The 15,081-nt window shown below is 72.4% G+C and carries 16 protein-coding genes; 5 read left to right on the top strand and 11 right to left on the bottom strand.

Features of this window, described 5'->3' with window-relative positions:
* Positions 1-265: 265 nt before the first annotated feature.
* The 7 genes from DJ019_RS09110 to DJ019_RS09085 form a co-directional block, all read right to left on the bottom strand.
* Positions 266-652 (bottom strand): hypothetical protein, encoded by a 387-nt coding sequence (locus tag DJ019_RS09110; RefSeq protein ID WP_111275703.1) that lies wholly within the window; start codon positions 650-652, stop codon positions 266-268.
* Positions 653-1,720: a relaxase/mobilization nuclease domain-containing protein gene (locus DJ019_RS09105; protein ID WP_111275702.1), complete on the bottom strand. Its 1,068-nt coding sequence runs from the start codon at positions 1,718-1,720 to the stop codon at positions 653-655.
* Positions 1,717-2,238, bottom strand: coding sequence for a plasmid mobilization relaxosome protein MobC (gene mobC / locus DJ019_RS09100; protein ID WP_111275701.1), 522 nt, complete (start codon positions 2,236-2,238; stop codon positions 1,717-1,719). The genes DJ019_RS09105 and mobC overlap by 4 nt, the downstream gene beginning before the upstream one ends.
* 163 nt (positions 2,239-2,401) lie before the next feature.
* Complete coding sequence (locus DJ019_RS09095) at positions 2,402-2,746, bottom strand: hypothetical protein (RefSeq protein ID WP_133255272.1); 345 nt, start codon at positions 2,744-2,746, stop codon at positions 2,402-2,404.
* A 4-nt stretch (positions 2,747-2,750) separates the two neighbouring features.
* Entirely contained in the window at positions 2,751-3,326 is a 576-nt protein-coding gene (locus tag DJ019_RS09090) for a hypothetical protein (RefSeq protein ID WP_111275699.1), read from the bottom strand.
* Position 3,327: 1 nt separating this feature from the next.
* Positions 3,328-3,492 (bottom strand): hypothetical protein, encoded by a 165-nt coding sequence (locus DJ019_RS20935; protein WP_165843957.1) that lies wholly within the window; start codon positions 3,490-3,492, stop codon positions 3,328-3,330.
* A 121-nt stretch (positions 3,493-3,613) separates the two neighbouring features.
* Positions 3,614-3,928: a DUF736 domain-containing protein gene (locus DJ019_RS09085; RefSeq protein WP_111275698.1), complete on the bottom strand. Its 315-nt coding sequence runs from the start codon at positions 3,926-3,928 to the stop codon at positions 3,614-3,616.
* A gap of 588 nt (positions 3,929-4,516) precedes the next feature.
* Between DJ019_RS09085 and DJ019_RS09080 the strand changes: the two genes are divergently transcribed.
* Positions 4,517-4,825: a DUF736 domain-containing protein gene (locus DJ019_RS09080; protein WP_111275697.1), complete on the top strand. Its 309-nt coding sequence runs from the start codon at positions 4,517-4,519 to the stop codon at positions 4,823-4,825.
* A 40-nt stretch (positions 4,826-4,865) separates the two neighbouring features.
* Here the strand turns inward: DJ019_RS09080 and DJ019_RS09075 are convergent, their stop codons facing one another.
* Positions 4,866-5,072: a helix-turn-helix domain-containing protein gene (locus tag DJ019_RS09075; RefSeq protein ID WP_111275696.1), complete on the bottom strand. Its 207-nt coding sequence runs from the start codon at positions 5,070-5,072 to the stop codon at positions 4,866-4,868.
* A 69-nt stretch (positions 5,073-5,141) separates the two neighbouring features.
* Complete coding sequence (locus DJ019_RS09070) at positions 5,142-5,324, bottom strand: helix-turn-helix domain-containing protein (RefSeq protein WP_205854130.1); 183 nt, start codon at positions 5,322-5,324, stop codon at positions 5,142-5,144.
* A 157-nt stretch (positions 5,325-5,481) separates the two neighbouring features.
* Here DJ019_RS09070 and DJ019_RS09065 point away from each other — a divergent pair, with 157 nt between their 5' ends.
* The 4 genes from DJ019_RS09065 to DJ019_RS09050 all read left to right on the top strand — a co-directional run bounded on the left by DJ019_RS09065 (position 5,482) and on the right by DJ019_RS09050 (position 12,726).
* Positions 5,482-5,964, top strand: a complete 483-nt coding sequence (locus DJ019_RS09065; RefSeq protein WP_165843956.1) for an RNA polymerase sigma factor — start codon at positions 5,482-5,484, stop codon at positions 5,962-5,964.
* 10 nt (positions 5,965-5,974) lie between these two features.
* Complete coding sequence (locus DJ019_RS09060; RefSeq protein ID WP_111275694.1) at positions 5,975-6,997, top strand: FecR family protein; 1,023 nt, start codon at positions 5,975-5,977, stop codon at positions 6,995-6,997.
* A gap of 126 nt (positions 6,998-7,123) precedes the next feature.
* Positions 7,124-10,207, top strand: a complete 3,084-nt coding sequence (locus DJ019_RS09055) for a TonB-dependent receptor (protein ID WP_133255270.1) — start codon at positions 7,124-7,126, stop codon at positions 10,205-10,207.
* Complete coding sequence (locus DJ019_RS09050) at positions 10,207-12,726, top strand: alpha/beta hydrolase family protein (RefSeq protein ID WP_111275692.1); 2,520 nt, start codon at positions 10,207-10,209, stop codon at positions 12,724-12,726. Before DJ019_RS09055 ends, DJ019_RS09050 begins: the two co-directional genes overlap by 1 nt.
* Here DJ019_RS09050 and DJ019_RS09045 read toward each other — a convergent pair.
* Together DJ019_RS09045 and DJ019_RS09040 are read right to left on the bottom strand one after the other, a co-directional pair.
* A complete protein-coding gene (locus tag DJ019_RS09045) occupies positions 12,626-14,419 on the bottom strand; it encodes an asparagine synthase-related protein (RefSeq protein ID WP_165843955.1) in 1,794 nt (597 codons plus the stop codon). The two genes, DJ019_RS09050 and DJ019_RS09045, sit on opposite strands and share 101 nt — an antisense overlap.
* Complete coding sequence (locus DJ019_RS09040) at positions 14,409-15,050, bottom strand: lasso peptide biosynthesis B2 protein (RefSeq protein WP_111275690.1); 642 nt, start codon at positions 15,048-15,050, stop codon at positions 14,409-14,411. Before DJ019_RS09040 ends, DJ019_RS09045 begins: the two co-directional genes overlap by 11 nt.
* Positions 15,051-15,081 lie beyond the last annotated feature (31 nt).

The raw sequence follows: 15,081 nt of genomic DNA, 5'->3' as shown, positions 1-15,081 counted from the left end.
CGCCCCTGATGCCCCGGCTGCTCGGAGACTGGATTAGGGACGCGTTGGCGGCGCCGGCCTGCCGCAATCGGCGGCGGCGCGCGTGCCGTCCTCCTTGAACGACGGGCGTAACAGGAGGCCAGGGCGCGTTCCGCGCGCCAGGCGAGGGCAGCCCGAAGCCAGCTCAACGAAGACTCATGTCCGAGACGCGCCAGGAGTTGACCTTCGCGTCTTTGCCGAAAGCCGACATCCGCAATCGGCGTCGACGGATTCGTCTCAGAGGTACCTATTGGCGGTGAGCGGATGCTCCACCCAATCGCTGCCGGAGCGCAGCCAGGTCGGCCGGGCTCAAGGGACCGCTTTCATCCGAAAGCCCAAAGAGCACGTCTGCGACGGCATCTTCCTCCCAGTCGAAGTCGTCGCTGAAGATCAGAGCATCCGCGATGTATGCGGCAGAGCTAAGTGGGAGAGCTCCGCTCTCCAGAGCCTGCAAGAGCCGGTCGATGTGCACGCAACAGATGCTGGTAGGCACGCCATCCGTGATGATGACATGACCCGTCCTGCCATTCGTGACAGCAGCAGCACTCGCAGCGACTTCGGGCTCGATCTCCAGCCAGAGCGCTTGTGGCTTCATCTCGCCGGAAAGGAAGGCTCGGAGCGATTGGTGCTGCATTCATCGACCATCACTACAACGCCTCATGTCCGCAACGCGCCACGCCCGGTCCTTCGTCCTGCCCGCTCCGCGTTCCTTCGACCGAGCTCGTTCATTCGCGTCGCGCAGCGTCCGCGCCAGCGCCAACCGCTCCGTGTCCGGCGGGCGCAAGCTCCTGACGAAGACCTCGACCTCGGCTCCAAGCTTCCGGTCGGCGGGATCGAGAGACGACTGCAGCAGCTTCGCCTGGGCGAGGTAGATCCGCCGGATCTGCGACTGCCGCGCGGCGACCTGCCGCTCCCAAGGTGTGAGCTCGATGGATCCGCCGAACGCCAGCAGCCCGGCCTGGCGCAGCTTCTCGCGCGCCACGCGTCCAACGGCGCCATGTCCTCCTTCGTGCCGCTGTCGCAACCGACGGATCGCACCCCGCTCGGCCTTGCGCGTGACCCCTCGCGCGCGGCGCGGCGTCGCCTCGGCCTCGACCCCCCGCTCCCGAAGCGCACGGGCGAAGCTTTGACGCCATGTCTCGAGATCCGCCTTCTTGGGGTTCAGCCTCACGCCATCGTCCGATCGGGCGCGCACCGTGAGATGGACGTGGGGATGTGCGGTATCGGTGTGGAGGACGAACACGTAGTCGTGCCGATCCGCGAAAGCTTCCCGCGCGAAGGCTCGCGCGGCATCGCGAAGCCTCAGCGCGTCCGTGCCCGCCGGCATCGATAGAATGAGGCTGACACCGAACGGCGAATTCTGACGCCGGCGACTATCCATCATCTCCGCCGCCGACCAGTCGCGGGCCAGGTCGGCAACCTCGCGCCGCCCCTCGATCATGCAGCCGTCCCGATCCTCAGCCGCAAGCTCGCCATTGCGGGTGAGGTAGCTGAGGTGCGCCGCGAGATGGGCCGGGTCCCGCGTCCGGCCGGTCACCTTCACCATCACCTCTGGCGCGCGCCGCACGATGCGCTGCAACCGCGCGCGGGTCGTCGCGCCAGAGGACCCGGGCGAGAGCACCTCCTCTGGGCGGCGTGCTCTGGTCCGTACCGGCGGCCGCCACACGTCCTCGAACCCGGCGACGGTCCGGAACTCGCTCACAGGTCCGCCGCCCAGTAGGCCAGGTTGCCGGCGAACGCCTCGCCAAGGCTCGCGACGTGGGCCCGCAGTTCGCGGCCGAGATCGGCGACGGCTCCGAGTTCGGTGTCCAGGACCCGCCCCTCCATCACCGCGGTGTTCAGCGCCCGGGCGATCTGGTTGACGTTCACGCCGATCCGCCGGACCTCGCCGTGAACGGCAATCAGAGCCAGCTCATCTGACCGGGCGAAGCGCGGCGCGCCGGACGCGTGGCGACGTACCAGCGCCGCCACCCAAGCCGCCCGCGAAAGGCCCAACGCCGCGGCCTGGTCCGCAACGTGGCGCGCCTCCGGCGCGGCGAGCCTCACCATCAGTCGCGCGGCGTCGCGCCTGCCGGGCGATAGCGGGGCCGCCACCGGGGCGCTGCCCGCCGCATCCTCCACCAGGCGACGGAGCATGGCGGAGCGTCCGCCGACGGCGGCCGAGGCGGCGTCGAAGCGCCCCGCCAGGTCGTCCGTCACGCGCGTACTCAGCACGGGCACCGACAGGCCTCCTGTCTACAATGCTGCCGCCAAGGCTATCCTGCCCTAGACCACCGCCTTGCAGATTGGCCCCTCCCCTCAGCCGTCACGAGGGCGCAAGGCTACCCCCGCGCCGTCCACCCGCCGGCCCTGCGGGCCGCCCAGCCGGGCCAAGACATGACGCTCAACGTGGGCCCGGATAGGTCCGCTGTCGCTTGCTGTAGGCAGCCATCGCCACGTCGCCGGGCGCCTGAGCCATCGACACCCAGGAGCCGCCCCGGAGCGCGCGGGCTGCATAGGTCAGGCTCCCGCCATCGCACTCCAATCCAGGACAGGCGGGCTTGCGGCCCCACCACACCGCGTCTGGCCCATAGGTGCGGATCATGGCCGGGAGGCTCACGCGGAGCTTGATGCCGCAGCAGCTGCAGACGGCCTTCAGCTCCCACCGGCGCACGTGCATCTCGGCAAGGGTCAGCGCCGTCATCGCGCTCGGCGGCGCGACCACCACGTCAGGGTGCTTCGTACCCATAGGATCAGGCGTGCAGGTCGTCGATGGCGCGGCGGCCGTTGCGGGCCTTGCGGCTCAGCGGCCAACCCAGCACCAGGCGCCCGCGCCAGGCGGCGATCACGTGGGCGGCCAAGTAGGTCTCTTGGCCTGGCAGGCAGGCACCGACGCGGATTGGCGCGTCGAGGTCCTCCAGGATCGGCGGCTGGTGGGTTTCCGTCACCTCCTCGGCCATGGCCTGGATCCGTGCGATGTCGCGGCGGCTGAGATGGCGGCGGCGGGCCGATGGCCGGCGGTCCGGCGGCCACAGCACCGCGAGCGTGCCGCTCCGCGACCCGCAGCCACCCTCCCCGCACACCAGGCGGGCGACGATCGCGCCCACCGTGAGACCGGCCGGGGCGGCCGCAAGCTCATCGGCCAGCCATTGCCGCCCGTGCCCGCATCGGGCGCAGCCGGCTGCCAGCGCGTGCCCGCGGGCGACGAGGTCGCCCACCGTCCGCGTGGCGTCGCGCGGCGCCACCCAGAACCCGGCCGGCGGCGATGGACACGCGATCTCCTCCAGCAGGTCGGGTGGAGTGTCGGCGACGGGGAAGGTGCGTGCCACGTCACGCCTCCCGGGGATCGCTGGGCCAGGGGGCGCGCGGGAAGTCGAGGATCTCGGCGTTCAGCGGCCGGTCGAGCCGCAGGCGGCCGTCCGGGTCGACGCGACCCAGGATCGGCAGGACGCGGCTCGCCTCCGGCGGCGGCTTATTGTCGTTGTGCGCTTCCATGCGAAAAAGAACGAAAGCAGAACTTCGAACCGTTGGCGAGTCCCATCTCACCGCTCGTCGCTCGCCGACCTCGGGAGTGCGGGGCGGTGGCCCCTGCTTGAGGAGCCACCGCCTGCACGGCCTAGCTGTTCATCCGGTTGCGGGACCAGACCAGGCTGTAGCCGTCGTCCGCGTCGACGAGGTTCGCGTAGATCGGCGCCGGGAAGCTGGGGTCGTCGAGCTTGACCGAGAGGTAGTCGCGGTTGGTCTCGCGCGAGGTTTTCTTCCAGGCCGCCCCGAACTCGGTGCCGCCGGCGAAGATCCGGTAGTCGGGGGCGTTGTCGCTCTCCTTGTCGACGGGCCGCAGCTGGGCCTGCTTGACGTTGAGGCTGAGGGTCTTGATCGAGCCCGCGTAGGAGCCGTCGCCGCTCTTGGTGAAGGTGCCGATGGTCGCCATTGGAAGTCTCCTGATCTGTTCGGACCGCGCCTGCCGCGGCCTCGATGGCGTCCGGAGTCGAGGTTCGCAGGTTTGCGGCGCAGCCCACGGCCCGCAGCGCAGCGGAGGACGGCGACCAGGACCGGCTTTCTTGCCTCGCGAGGAATGCGCGCCAGCGCAGGGGAGGAAAGCCGGGCCCGCCGTTGCGCCACGGACCGGACCTTGACCCATCACGCCACGAGAGGCCGCGACAGGCCGACCGAGCTCCTCAGGAATCCCGGCGCCCCTCGCCACCGGCATCCGCGGCGCATCCGACGCCTGCGATCATCCGGCGCCGACGACAACGCCCAGGAACCCCTGCGAAGCGAGCGTGACCGCCCCTGCCCGCTTCCGTCGCCGAGCCACCGAACCTCACGGCGGCCAGGACCGCACCTGCGCCGCCACCCCGCCACATCCCTCCGGCGAGCCCGGCAGACCCAGACCCGGCCGCAACGGCTCCGCCGTCCTCCGCTGACGCTGCGGGCCTACGGCTGCAGCCAGTCTCCAGGGCCTGCCCAGGGCGCGCCATCGGGCCGCGGCAGGCGCGGCTCCAGCGCAGGAGACGATCCCATGACCACCATCGGCGTGTTCCAGAAGACCCCGGACGGCAGCTTCCACGGCGCCATTCGCACCCTCGCCCTCAGCCTGAAGGCGGTCGACATCCGGCCGATCGAGGCCAGCGGCGAGCACGGCCCGAGCCACCGGGTCTACGCCGGCTCCGCCGAACTCGGCGCGACCTGGCCTCTCACCAGGGCCGACAAGCCTGATGGTCTCTCCGTCCGCCTCGACGATCCGAGCTTCGCCGCCCCCATCAACGCGCTGCTGGTCGAGACCCCGGACGGCCATGAGCTTTGGTGGTCACGCCGCAGCAAGACTTGACCTCTCAGGGACGCCTCCGACCAGGGGCGTCCCTTCTGCCTCACGGTTTGAGGAGTTCCCACGTCTGCATATCTAGCGCTCGCGCGATGCGCTCGATCACGTCGATAGTCGCCGCATAGACGCCGCGCTCCAGCGCACTGACATATGTCCGGTCGATATCTGCGCGATACGCGAGTTCTTCTTGCGACAAACCCTGCCGGCGCCGAGCGGCGCGCAGGTTCGTCGCAAGTGTCTCTCGGGCGCCCATTAGGCTCAGAGCGCGTCAGCGTCGAGGATTCCTCCACGGAGTATCCTCTACACGAGAGGTCTTCGCCTGCTACGGCTCGGCCCGAAGAAGCTCCGCCGGATCGACTTCAAATGCTCTCGCAATCTTCTCGATGATATCGATCGATACGGCTGCCTTCGTCGTCTCAAGCTGGCTCAGCCAAGTTCGATCCATGCCAGCGAGGTCCGCAAGCTCCTCCTGCGACAGGTCGAGCGCCTTGCGCCGCCTGAGCACGTTCCTTGCGAGGATCCGCCGGAGCTCCATCGCCCGGAGACGATGGGATTGTAGAGTATTTCACCACGGAGTATCCTCTACAAAACGTGGCCTGCCATCCGGTAAGCACCTAGTGGGAACGCGAGTGTCTCAGGCGGACCCTGCCAATAAGCCTGAAGTGAGCAAGACTACTGGCTGGTCGGTCGAGGTCACCGCCCTCTACCGCACCTACGCCTCCTGGCTGACCGCCTTCCTCGCCCGCCGCTTCGGCCGCGAGATCGCCGAGGACCTGGCCCAGGAGACCTTCCTGCGCCTCGCCCAGCATCCGCTCGACTGGCGCAGCCCCAAGGCGCTCCTCGCCCGCATCGCCCTCAACGTCGGCCAGGACCATCTGCGCCGCGAGAAGGCCCAGAAGCGCCCCCGCCTGGTCACCGGCGACGACCTCCCGGAAGGCGTCAGCCCGCCCGACCAGCACGAGACACTGCTTCACCGCGAGGTGGTCGCCAAGCTCCCCCGCAACCTGCGCGACGTATATGTCTTGAGCCGCTTCGGCGGGATGACCTATGCTGAGATCGCCACGCACCTCGGGATCTCGGTCAAGGCCGTCGAGAAGCGGATGACCCAGGCGCTCAGGCTCTGCATGGCGCGGTACCGCGGCTAGGCGACGACGCATGAGCGATCCCCAACCGAAGCCTAGGCCCACGCGCGCCCAGGAGGAGGCCGCCGAGTGGCTGGCCCGCCTCGGCAACCATTCGATCTCCACCCAGACCGTCCGGGAATTCCGCGACTGGCGGGACGACCCCGTCAACGACGCCGCCTACGAGGAAGCCGAGGCCTTCTGGGATGCGTCGGGCCGCCACGCCGCCGACCCCGAGATCCTGCGCATGACCCAGGACGCCCTGGACCGCGGCAAGCGCCGGTCCGGCTGGCGCGCCTGGCTGAGGGGCCCCCGCCTCGCCGGCGGCCTCACCCTGGCCGGCCTGGCCGCGGCCGGCGGGACGATACTGGCGGTCCAGCAGCTGGAGCCCGCCTACGCCACCGACGCCGTCGAGCAGAAGGTGGTCCGCCTGGAAGACGGCAGCCGGGTGCACCTCAATGTGGACAGCAAGGTGAAGGTCGCCTTCCGCGACGGCGAACGCCGCCTCGTCCTCGCCAAAGGCGAAGCCTTCTTCGACGTCGCCCACGACGCCGCGCGCCCCTTCGTCGTCGAGGCCGACGGCGCCCGCATCCGCGCGCTGGGCACCAAGTTCGACGTGCGCCGCCAGGACGGCGGCGTGCGCGTGACGCTGCTGCAGGGCGCCGTCCAGGTCAGCCCCGAGGCGGGCCAGGGCGCCGTCGTGCTCGCGCCCAACCAGGAAGCCCTGGTGTCCGCGAAGGGCGCGATCCGCAAGGTCGCCACGGATGCGGCCCGCACCACCAGCTGGACGACCGGCCGCCTCGTCTTCCGCGAGACGCCGCTGGCCGCCGCCGTCGCCGAGGTCAACCGCTACAGCGACCGCAAGGTCGAGCTCGCCGGCCCCGGCCTGGCGGAGCGCCCGGTCAGCGGCTTCTTCGACGTCGGCGATTCCGAGTCATTCGCCCGCGGCGTGGCGGAGCTGTTCGACCTCAGCCTCAGCCGTGGCCAGGGCGGGTCCTGGAAGCTCGCCCCCGGGGCGGCGGCCACCTCCGGTCCCCAGGCCGGTCCTGGCGCGTGACAGATTTTTTTCGTCCCCCGGTAGGGTCCATCCCGCCGCTTCACGTCTCCCGCGCCTGACGGACTGCGACGTCAGAAAGCCCGGTTGACGTGACCGGCTCGACCGCGGCCCGCGGGGGAAGCTTGCATGCGACGGGTTGCGTTGGGTCGGAGTCTGCGCCGCGTTCTGTTGGGGTCCCTGGCGACGAGCGTCCTCGCCGTCGCGGCGACGCCCGCCTTGGCGGCGGGCCCGAAGCCGATCAGCATCCCCGCCGGCCCGCTGGAGCAGGCGCTCGGGACCCTTTCCACCCAGACCGGCGACCAACTCCTCTTCCCGCCGGAGCTCGTGACCGGCCGCACCGCGCCGGCCCTCTCCGGGCGCTTCACCACCGAAGAGGCGCTGCGGCGACTGCTGGCGACGCAGGAGATCGAGGCCCGTCGAACTTCGCCCCGCGTCGTCGTCCTCAAGCCGCGGCGTCCGGCGCCGCCGCAGGCCGGACCGAGAGCCCGCGCCGCCGCCGCTTTCGGCGGTGACGGCGACGGTCCGCCGCCCGCCGCGCAATCCTCGGCTGCCCTCGCCACGGCCCCGGCCGAGCCCGCTCCGCGGCCGCCGCCGGCTCTGCTCGAGGAGGTACGCGTCACCGGCACCCACATACGCGGCGGCAGCCCGGCAGCGCCGGTGATCCTCCTCGATCGGGAAGCGCTCGAGCGCTCCGGACATGCGACGGTGGCCGCCGCCCTGCAGGTGCTGCCGCAGAACTTCGCCGGCCAGTCCACCGAAGGGACGGTGACGACGCGCGCGGACCCGCTCGGCACCAACTCGGGCTACGGCTCGAGCGTCAATCTGCGGGGCCTGGGCAGCGACGCCACGCTGGTGCTCCTCAACGGCCGTCGCATGGCCGGATCCGGCAACAAGGGCGACTTCGCGGACCTCTCAGGCCTGCCGTCCATCGCCGTCGAGCGCGTCGAGGTCCTGCTCGACGGGGCCTCGGCGCTCTACGGGTCCGACGCCGTGGGCGGCGTCGTCAACGTCATCCTGCGCCGCAACCTGGACGGCGGCGAACTGCGCGTCCGGGGCGGGGTCGGGACCGCGGGAGAGCCGCGCGAGGGTCTGGTCGGCGGGGTGATCGGCCGCGACTGGGGCTCGGGCAACATCCTGGCGGCCTTCGAACTCTACCGCCGCGAGGCGTTGTCGGCGGACGACCGGGGCTTCGCCGCCACCTCGGACTTCCGGAGCCAAGGCGGGGCGGACCGCCGGGACACCTTCAGCTTCCCGGGCAACGTCCTGCGGACCGATCCCGCGACGGCGGCGAGCGTCCCGTTCTGGGCGATCCCGGCCGGACAGCCGGGGACCGGCCTCAAGGCCGCCGATTTCGCGGCCGGCACCGTCAATCGCTACGAGCAGAACCAGGGCGTCGACCTGCTCCCAAGTCAGCGGCGCTCCAGCGCCTACCTCGCCTGGCGCCAGGATGTCTCCCCCGACGTCGAGCTGTCCGGGGACCTCCGCCACAGCTTCCGCAGCGCCAAGGTCACGGGTTCGGGGCTGATCTCGACCTTGTCGGTCGGCCGCAACAACCCGTTCTTCGTCTCGCCGAACGGGGCGGCCTCCAACCAGATCCAGTACGCCTTCGCCGAGCTTCCCAACCCGGAGATCCGCGCCACCACGGAGAGCCTCTCCGGAACCGTGGGCGCCGAGGGTCGCCTGTTCGGGGATTGGCGGGGCGGAGGCTACGGCGCCTTCGCGCAGGAGATCATCGAAGGGACCACCACCGGCGCACTGCACGCGCTGATCCTGTCGGAGGCCCTCGGCAACAGCGCCGACAATCCGGGCACGGCCTACAGCGCCCGGCGCGACGGCTTCTTCAATCCCTACGCGGGCCAACCCGCCAACACGCCGGCCGTCCTGGCCGCGATCGGCTCGGGCTTCAACAAGACCCGCTTCCGCAGCCGGGTCTATTCCGCGAACCTGCAGGCCGACGGCACGGTGCTGGTGCTGCCGGCCGGCGACCTGAAGCTGGCGCTGGGCGCCCAGGTCCGCCGCGAGACCTTCGTCCGCGCGGGCTCCGGTTACACCTCCACGGCGGCGCCCCGCGCTATCGAGGGCCTCTCCACCGACCGTACGGTGACGGCGCTCTACGCCGAAGCCCGCGTGCCGCTCATCGGCGCCGGCAACCGCGTCCGCGGGATCGAGGCGCTCGAACTCTCCGGGGCGGTGCGCGCCGAGCGCTACAGCGACTTCGGGTCCACCGTGAACCCGCGGGTCAGCCTGCAATGGACCCCGGCCGAAGGCGTCCTCGTCCGCGCCACCTACGGCGAGTCCTACCGCGCCCCGGCCCTGCAGGAGCTGGCGGACTCGCGCAGCAACGGCCCCGTCCGGCTCGCGGATGGGCCGGCGCGCATCCTCACCCTGGCGCCGCAGGGCGGCAATCCCGACCTCGGCCCCGAGACAGCCAAGACCGTGACGGTGGGAGTCGACTGGTCTCCGCCGTCCATGCCGGGCCTGCGCCTCTCCCTCAACGGGTTCAGCACCAAGTTCGAGAACCGCATCGACCGGCCGGCCTTCACCAACCGCACGGTGGCGCTGACCGATCCGCGGTTGACGCCGTTCGTGCGACGGATCTCGCCCGCCACCAACCCCGCCGACCTCGACTATATCACCGCGCTCCTCGCAGAGCCCATCACCACCACCGCACAGGGCGTCTTCCCGCCCACCGAATACGGCGCCGTCGTCGACATGCGCTTCGTCAACACGGCCGGGCTGACGGTGCGGGGCGTGGACCTGCAGGCCACCTATGCGGCCGACCTCGCCGGCGGCCGCCTCAGCCTCGGCCTCAACGCCTCGCGCCTGCTCGACTACCAACAGGCGGTGACCCCGGCGGCCGACTTCGTCGAACTGCTCGGCCAGCCTGGCGTGCCGGCCCGGTTCCGGGCCCGCGCCACTGCCGACTGGAGCCGCGACGCCTTTGCGTTCGGGGTTGCGGTGAACCGGCTCAGCGGGTTCGAGGACGCCCTGGGTTCGAAGATCTCCGGCCAGACCACCCTCGACCTGCAGGTCCGCTGGACGGGTCCGGCGGGGACACGCTGGGAGGGCGCCGGCGTTCTCGTGGGCCTGCGCAACGCCTTCGACCAGAAGCCCCCCTTCTACGACAACCCTTCCGGCTTCGGCTTCGACCCGGCCACGGCCGACGTCATCGGCCGCTTCCTCTCGATCCAGCTCACCAAGAGCTGGTGATGCGCACGCCCCGTCGGCGCTGCGGCCTGCTGGCCGCGGCGGCTCTGATGGCGCTCGCCTGCGCGCACGTCGCGCTGGGCCGGGCGCTCACCGTGGAGGACGTCCTGCAGCGCGAGGCGTTCGGGCGGGTCGAGCTCGCCGAACGCTGGCTGTTCGTGGAGGCGCAGGGTCCGTACGCCTCGGCCGCGCGTTTCGACTACGACAGCCGCACAGACCTGTTCCGGACCCGGCTGCAGGTCGCGCCGCTCAGCGCGCCCGCACAGCTTCGGCCCCTCGTGCCGCGCGAACCGGGGGTCGGCTATGCGCTGGGACCGGTCTCGCCCTGCGGCGACCGCGCGGCGGTCTTCCGCCTGAAGGCGGGACGCTGGGAGTTGGGCGTGGCGGAGGCCGCGACGGGCGCCACCCGCTGGCTGAACGTCGCGCCCCTGCTCACCGCCACGGGCCGCGCGGTCGCCTGGCAGGACGCCCAGACCCTGGTCGTTCTCGCCCTCCCCGATCCGGCCTCGGCGCCGCTGGAGTTGCGCCTGCGGCGCTATCCGCTGGAGCTGGCCGCCCAACGCGCCCGCGCCGCCACCGGCGAGACCAGCGTCACGGCGGTGGGCAGCGGACGCTATCGGACCCTTCGGCCCCGCAGTCCGGGCCGCGACCTGCTCCGTATCGATCTCAAGACGGGCGACGTGCGCCGGCTGGCCAGCGGCGCCTTCGCCGACTTCGAGGTCTCTCCCGACGGTCGGCGCGCCGCCCTGCTGACCGAAGGCGAGGACATCCCGCTTGACCCCGGCCGCCCGGTCCAGGGCGCCTGGGGCGTCGAGACGACGCGTACGGGGCTGACGCTGGTCGACCTCGCCACGGGAGACGGCCGCGCGCTGGACCGCGCCTGGGACGTCCTCGGCCAGCTGCTCCGCTGGTCGCCGACGTCCGACGAACTCCTGATCTTCGCGCGACAGGCGGACGCACCGTGGACAGGCGGGGCGCTGCTCCGTGTGGACGCCGCCGCCGCCGCCGCCCGCCCCGTCGGCCAGGATCTGAGGCCTGTGGTGTCGGGCCGGCCCGCGGTGGTGCGGGCCGGCTGGCTGGGACGCGACCCGATCGTCTTTGCCCGGCCGGTCGGGGCCGTCGGCGCCGGCCGGGCGGACTGGTTCCGCCTGGCCGGCGATCGCACCCGCAACCTGACCCACGCGATCCCGGCGCCGGCCGGCGACCCGGCGATCCTGTGGCGGGAGGCGCTTTGGCTGGTGAGTGGCGGGCGGCTCTGGCGCGTGGATCGGGCGGGCGCGCATCCCGCCTGGAGCGGCAGCGCGCCCGCCATCCGCCTGGTCGCCCCCGCCGCGGTGGGGCTGCGCCCGCGCGCGGAGCTCTCCCCCCGCGCGGCCGATCAGGTCTCGGTGGCGCTGCAGGGGACGTCGGGCCCGCAGCTCCACCTCGGCGCCGGCCGGGCGGGGGTCGCGCTGGCGGCCGGCGCCCAGGTCCTGGCCGCCGGGCCCTCCGGCGCCGTCGTCCGAACCCCACACGACGACGGTCCGGAGGTGCTGAGCTGGGTACGGCCGGGCGCGCCCGAGGTATCGATCTCGGCGATCAACGGGCGCCTCAGCGACGTCGATCCGCTGCGGATCGCGGCGGTCCACCACCGAGGACCTCGCGGGGAGCACCTCACCAGCTGGCTGATGCGGCCCGCCGCATCGGTCTCTCGACCGCCGCTGGTCGTGTGGCCCTACCCGGGCTCCGCCTACCCGACCTTCCCGGACTACATGGACGCCCGGCGCGGCGGCGGGATCGAGACGCCGACGCTGCTGGTCGGCCAGGGCTACGCCGTCCTGATCCCCAGCCTACCCCGCTCACCGGGCCCCGACGGCCCGGCGGCGGGCCTGGCGGACCAGGTGCTCGCCATCGTCGACGCCGCCGCGGCCGACCCTGCGCTGCGTGACGCCTTCGACCCGGACCGGCTGGGGATATGGGGCGCCAGCTTCGGCGGCTACGGGGCGCTGGCCGTCCTCGGGCAGACCGATCGCTTCGCCGCCGCCATCGTGCAGGCCGCGCCCGCCGACCTCTTCAGCATGCACGGCGACTATGGGCTGAAGCGCCTGGTGCTGCCGCAGGGCGGAGTCGGCAGCTACGCGGCCGCCGGCTGGACCGAGGACCTGCAGGGCGGCATGGGCGCCCCGCCCTGGGCGGACCCCGACCGCTATGTCCGCAACAGCCCGGTGCTGACGGCCGACCGCATCCGCACCCCGCTGATGATCGTGCACGGCGAGCTGGACACGATCCCGATCGGCCAGGCGCAGGAGATGTTCTCCAGCCTGCAGCGGCAGGACAAGGACGCCGTGCTGGTCACCTACTGGGGCGAAGGCCACGCGTTCGCGAGCCCGGGCAACATCCGCGACTACTACGCCCGCGCCTTCGCCTGGCTCGACGAGCACCTCAGGCGCGGGACCGCAGCCGCTCGCGTGACGCGGTCCGCAGGTCCGGCGCCCGGCCCTGCCAGTGCCGCACCCAGGCTTCCACCATCGCCGCCCCCATGACCCGTGCACCATCCGGCCGGCGGATCAGGGCGTCCGGCTGCAGCGCGGCGTCCAGGGCGCGGCGATCGAGCACGCCGGCCTCGGCCAGCACGCCCTCGATCAGGAACGGCCGCAGCACCGCGAGGCTCGCGGCGGTGCGGCGACTGTAGAGCGACGTCAGCGCGCCCTTTGAACGCCGCTCGGCGACGACGGCGGGCAGACGGTCGGCGAAGGCGCGACGGGCCACCGCGCGGTCCCGGCCACCGGCGACGTGCGCCCAGGCCGGAATGGCGAGGCACAGCTCGACGACCGGCTGCGCCAGCAGCGGATGACGCACCTGCGCGACCGCCGTCCGCCGGCACGGTCCCGCCGCCATCTGCGAGGCTGCGACCAGCTCCACCTGCATCCGCTTGGCCGGGGGCATGTCGTCGAGATCGGTGAGCCAGCGATGCGCCGGCGTCGTCACCGCCTCGCGGGTCCGCGCGCCCCAGATCCCCGCCCGCGCGCCGTAGGCCGGCGCGGACGAGCGCCGGGCCGCGCGGCGGGCGGACCAGACCGAGCGCCGCAGCCAGCGGGCCACGTCGAGGGCAAAGGGGTCGCCCCACGGGATCCGGCCATGGGCCAGACGGTAGTCCTCCAGCACGCGCGGCGTCGGCGACTGGAAGAGGACCGCATCGCCGCCCTTGCCGGTGAAGACGGCGTCCACCCCCTCCGCCAGGGCCAGGCGCGAGGTGTGGCGATCGCGGTCCCCGTCCAGGGCGTTGAACGCGGGGCGCGCCGCCCGCGCGAAGTCGGTGAAATCGGACAGGTCCACTTCGCCCACCGGCTTGGCGACCTCGACCAGCGGCAGGCCTGCGGCCGCGCAGGCGGCCCGGGCCCAGGGGCGTTCGTCGCCTTCGGGCCGGTCACCGTAGTAGTTGAGGCCGATCAGGTTGGCGGCTGGGTCGGCGGCGCGGGCGAGCGAGATGGCCACGATGGCGCTGTCCAGCCCGCCGGACACTTCGGCGACAGCCCGACCGACGCGCCTCGCCTGCACGTCCACGACCTCGTCCACGACCGCCCGCAGCCGCGCCTCGGCGTCCTCCATCGCCGCGTTGCCCGCGAACGCCGCCGGCCGCCAGATCGGTACGGCCTCCCCCGGCGACGCGCCCAGCGGATGCAGGTCGCCTGGAGTCACCGTGTGGAAGCCGGCGAGCCCGCAGCGGTCCAGGCTCGCCAGGGGGCGGCGCACGAAGTCGGTAATGGCGTCCCAGTCGAGCGCCAGGTCGTGCGGCGACAGCCCGAACGGCAAGTGCGTGATCTCGTTGGCGACCGCCACGATCTGCCCGGCCCTCCAGGTCAGGGCGTCCAGGCCCCCGGACGGATCGCGGAAGACCCAGGCCCGGTCCGCGCCCGGCTCGCGCAAAAGGGCCAGGTATTCGCCCCAATGGTGGTCGGCGAGCGCGCGGGCGGTGCGCAACAGGGGCTGGTCGAACTGCGGACACGACGCGCCGGGGGTACGGGGGTGCGCTTCGCCCACGAGCAGCAGCCCGGCGTGAAGGCGCCTGACCGCCAGCGGCCGGCCGTAGCCCCAGACTTCGAGCCCAGGGCCCGCATCGAGAACCCTCCAGCCGCGCGCGCGCAGGGCGTCGCGCCAGGCCTGCGCCTCTGCGCCGGCGTCAGGGCTCTCCCGCGGCCAGGCGAAGGCCAGAATCTGCGGCGCCTCAGGCGACATGGATCGTCGTGTAGGCGCGGAGCTGGTCGGCATGGTCGTCGAGGGCGACATCGCCGACCTGCAGCCAGCAGTGCGCGGAGAACGGCCAGGTCCGCACGCCGAAACACCAGTGGGCGTCCTGGCCCCGCCGCTGCAGGAAGCACAGCAGGGCGAAGCTGCGGACCAGGCACTTGGCGGGCAAGGGCAGCCAGGGCAGCACGTGAGCAAACGTCGCGCTGAGCCGCACGGTGGCCGCCACCGAAGCGGCCGGCCCAACCCCGCGTCGCCGCACATGGCGAAGGATGTGGGTCAGCGAGCGACCGCGATAGTGCAGCAGGACGTCCCAGAGCGCGCCGGTCAGGGCCAGGCGGTCGCGGAACGTCAGGGGCTCGGGGGGAAGGTCGCAGGCCGAGCGATGCGCCAGCGGAAGCGGCGCGCGAGAAACACGCGTATGGTCCGTCCCGAGCAGCCCGGCGGCGCGCAGCTGGGCCGACAGGTCGGGGTCGCCGACGCGGCCGTCGGCGTCGACCGCCAGCCGCCAGAGCGGCGCAAGGCCCGGAAGGCAGAGATAGTCGTCGGCGCCGATGTCGAGGACGACGACGTCGTCATCGACCACGGCGGCATGGACGTCGGAGCGAAGGGTCAGCGTCATGGCGACAGCGGCGCCGGCCGCAGCCGGCGCC

Source organism: Phenylobacterium kunshanense (assembly GCF_003254525.1).
Classification (GTDB): domain Bacteria; phylum Pseudomonadota; class Alphaproteobacteria; order Caulobacterales; family Caulobacteraceae; genus Phenylobacterium; species Phenylobacterium kunshanense.
The sequence above is the reverse complement of the archived record's forward strand: the minus strand, read 5'-3'. Positions and strand labels throughout refer to the sequence as shown.

Bases quoted from the DNA above. Each gene is read 5' to 3' on its own strand.
- DJ019_RS09110 (WP_111275703.1), bottom strand. From the start codon at position 652: ATGCAGCACCAATCGCTCCGAGCCTTCCTTTCCGGCGAGATGAAGCCA.
- DJ019_RS09095 (WP_133255272.1), bottom strand. From the start codon at position 2,746: ATGGGTACGAAGCACCCTGACGTGGTGGTCGCGCCGCCGAGCGCGATG.
- DJ019_RS20935 (WP_165843957.1), bottom strand. From the start codon at position 3,492: ATGGAAGCGCACAACGACAATAAGCCGCCGCCGGAGGCGAGCCGCGTC.
- DJ019_RS09085 (WP_111275698.1), bottom strand. From the start codon at position 3,928: ATGGCGACCATCGGCACCTTCACCAAGAGCGGCGACGGCTCCTACGCG.
- DJ019_RS09080 (WP_111275697.1), top strand. From the start codon at position 4,517: ATGACCACCATCGGCGTGTTCCAGAAGACCCCGGACGGCAGCTTCCAC.
- DJ019_RS09075 (WP_111275696.1), bottom strand. From the start codon at position 5,072: ATGGGCGCCCGAGAGACACTTGCGACGAACCTGCGCGCCGCTCGGCGC.
- DJ019_RS09060 (WP_111275694.1), top strand. From the start codon at position 5,975: ATGAGCGATCCCCAACCGAAGCCTAGGCCCACGCGCGCCCAGGAGGAG.
- DJ019_RS09055 (WP_133255270.1), top strand. From the start codon at position 7,124: ATGCGACGGGTTGCGTTGGGTCGGAGTCTGCGCCGCGTTCTGTTGGGG.
- DJ019_RS09050 (WP_111275692.1), top strand. From the start codon at position 10,207: ATGCGCACGCCCCGTCGGCGCTGCGGCCTGCTGGCCGCGGCGGCTCTG.
- DJ019_RS09045 (WP_165843955.1), bottom strand. From the start codon at position 14,419: ATGTCGCCTGAGGCGCCGCAGATTCTGGCCTTCGCCTGGCCGCGGGAG.
- DJ019_RS09040 (WP_111275690.1), bottom strand. From the start codon at position 15,050: ATGACGCTGACCCTTCGCTCCGACGTCCATGCCGCCGTGGTCGATGAC.